The 3,017-nt window shown below is 41.1% G+C and carries 2 protein-coding genes; both read right to left on the bottom strand.

The features are described 5' to 3' along the window. Positions 1–812: glycosyltransferase family 2 protein (locus F6K40_RS26365; RefSeq protein WP_293140068.1), on the bottom strand; the 812-nt coding region annotated here is incomplete at its 3' end. 70 nt (positions 813–882) lie between these two features. Beyond that, positions 883–3,017, bottom strand: a 2,135-nt coding sequence (locus F6K40_RS26360) for a choice-of-anchor Y domain-containing protein (protein ID WP_293140067.1), incomplete at its 5' end; no start/stop codon positions are given.

Below are 3,017 nucleotides of genomic sequence, written 5' to 3'. Positions count from 1 at the left end.
CATTTTTCTGTGAAATGACCTGAATTATAAGCAGACCAAGCAATCCACAATAATGTATGATAACGAATTTCTTCTTCTATTTGGCGGATTTTTTCTGGGATATCAGGTCTAGCAAGAAAATTTTCTAGTACATATTTTTGAGCTTTTAGCACTTCTAATATATTACGTCTTTTTTTACTGGTGCTATGCTGACGATAACAAATCGTTGGTTGGCATAACCAAATTGTGTCACAACCTGCTAATGCTAGACGAAATATTAGGTCTTTATCTTCTGCATATTTTAGAGAAGGATCGAATCCACCTACACAATTTAACCATTCTCGACTGAACATCATTGGACCGGGTATGACAGGCTTCCAACGTAACCAAGTCTCCAAGTTCAACTGTGGATTTTTTTGCCAAGGTTCTACATTGGCAAAAAACTCCCCATATTGATTAACCAAATGCCAACCACTGTGGATAATTCCTGCATGGGGATAGCTTTGAAAGCACTGGACTTGTTGCTCTAATTTATGTGGCAACATAAAATCATCAGCATCTAAAAACACAATTAGCTCCCCTTGGGAATAGTAGAGTCCTTGATTACGAGCTATGGAAACTCCTTGATTTTCTTGGTAAAAGTATTTGATCCGATTTGTATACAGTTGCAATATTTTGTTGGTATTGTCGTCAGAACCATCATCCACAACAATTATTTCATAATGTTCATAAGTCTGACGCAATACACTTTCTATAGCTTGACAAATATACTTTACTGAATTATGGGTTGGGATGACAACACTAACTAATGGCTGATTTTGAGTAATTGACATATTCAAATACCTATATAGTTTCAGATATTTATCATCCCAACTCTATCATTTTTGACACAAATGATTCGGATCAAATAACTTGCCAATTAACTCCTTGAGATGAAATACCACTAATTCCCACTGTACCATCTACATTCCAAAGTTGATTTTCTCCCGTGCTGTTATTACGCCACAACAGTTCATCTATGTTGTCACTATCGAAGTCTCCTACTTGAGCTACTTCCCAATTACTACTGCGATTAGGTAATCCTTGAGTTTGAGCTGTACCATCCACATCCCAAATTTGGTTTTGACCACTGCTGTTATTGCGCCACAACAGTTCATCTATGTTGTCCCCGTCAAAGTCTCCTACTTGGACTACTTCCCAATTACTACTGCGATTAGGTAATCCTTGGGTTTGAGTAGTACCATCCACATCCCAAATTTGGTTTTGACCACTGCTGTTATTGCGCCACAATAGCTCATCTATGTTGTCTCCATCAAAGTCTCCTACTTGAGCTACTTCCCAATTACTATTACGATTAGGTAATCCCTGAACTTGAATAGTACCATCCACATTCCAAATTTGATTTTGACCAGTGCTGTTGTTACGCCATAACAGTTCATCTATGTTGTCGCCGTCAAAGTCTCCTACTGCTACTGGCGTCCAATTGCTATTTCGGGTGAGTAAGCCACTAACTTGAGTAGTACCATCCACATCCCAGAGTTGATTCACTCCACTGCTAGTATTACGCCATAATAGCTCATCAATATTGTCGCCATCGAAGTCTCCTACTTGTAGGGGTTGCCATTGGCTACTCCGAGTAGGTAAGCCGCTAACTTGAGTAGTACCATCAATATCCCAGATTTGATTTTCTCCACTGCTGGTATTACGCCAGAGTATTTCGATGGAAATATCGTTATCAAAGTTACCTATTTGGGGGATACTCCAATCACTGCTACGATTAGGAAGACCTTGGATATTGGTAGGATTAGTTGCCCAGATTTGGTTTTCTCCGGTAGTGTCATTTCGCCAGAGAATATCTGCTTTGCTATCCCCGTTGAAATCAAACTCGACTTGTTCGCTACTCTCAGCAGTAGGAGTTGTCACCGACACATCATAAATATCAACCTGAGCGCCAGCATCATCATTCCGATCGCCTAAAAATATCCCATTCGCTGTTTGATAAGGATTTGGTAAATTACCTAAGTTGACTCCTGTATAGTCTCGTAAGTCTCCGCTGAGAATAGGAGTGTCATCAGCAAACAGAGTGTAGGTATCTCCTGAAACTTTAACATTGTAGTCTCGCTTCTGGGTAGTATCTAAACTCACCCCTTCTGCTTGCAGTAAATCGGTAGTAGCTGTACCAGTAACATCTTGTGCCCAGATACGACCGCTCTCAAAACTCAGTTCGATCGCCTTCTCGTTATTATTACTAACAGCAATAACACTGAAACCTGCGCGGTCAAGCTTACCATCGCTGTTGTAGTCGTCACCGTTGTTAGTTTCTGAATTGACTTGGATAGTAAAGTTGACCATATAACCCTGACTATTATCCAGGGTTGGGAAACTAGAATTAACTAATGCTGTTGGTGTTGCAGGATTTAAGTCGTGGTCATGGTAGTTGCTGTAACCAGCAACAATGGTATTGTCGCCAGCAGTGTTTAATTGGGTTGCATTAGCAGTAATAGTTTCGTCTTGAACTGGTGAAGGATTAGGTAGAACGGCAGGATCGGTAAGGAGATTCAAATGTTCCAGCCACTGACCGTTATCTGTTGCATTTGCATTGTTAGGAGTTACACCTTTTGTGCCGTCGTAAAGAGTGTTGTTAGTACCAGATATTACTGTGTCGGTATCGTCATTCTGAATCGTACCGTCAGCAGTTCCAGTGCTAATTGTTGCACCACCAGTAGCATTTGAGAGGGTGACAGTGAAGTTTTCGTCTGTTTCAAAGTTAGTATCTCCAGAGACATTAACTGTTATCTCTTTACTCGTTTCACCCGCAGCAAAGTTAACTGTACCTGAAGGAAGCGTACCTCCAAAGTCTGTGGCATCAGCATCACCGGAAATTGCATAATCTACATCAGTTGCACCCGTGGTATCACCAGACCTGGTTACTGTAAAAGTAAATGCCGTTGTGCCACTGTCTCCTTCTGCTTTTTCGGCATCTGTGGCTGCAATCGCCAGAGTTGGCGGTGGCGGGGTATCATCATTCTGAATTGTAC

Source organism: Okeania sp. SIO3I5, assembly GCF_010672085.1.
Lineage (GTDB): Bacteria > Cyanobacteriota > Cyanobacteriia > Cyanobacteriales > Microcoleaceae > Trichodesmium.
This window is presented reverse-complemented; position numbering and strand designations above follow the sequence as displayed.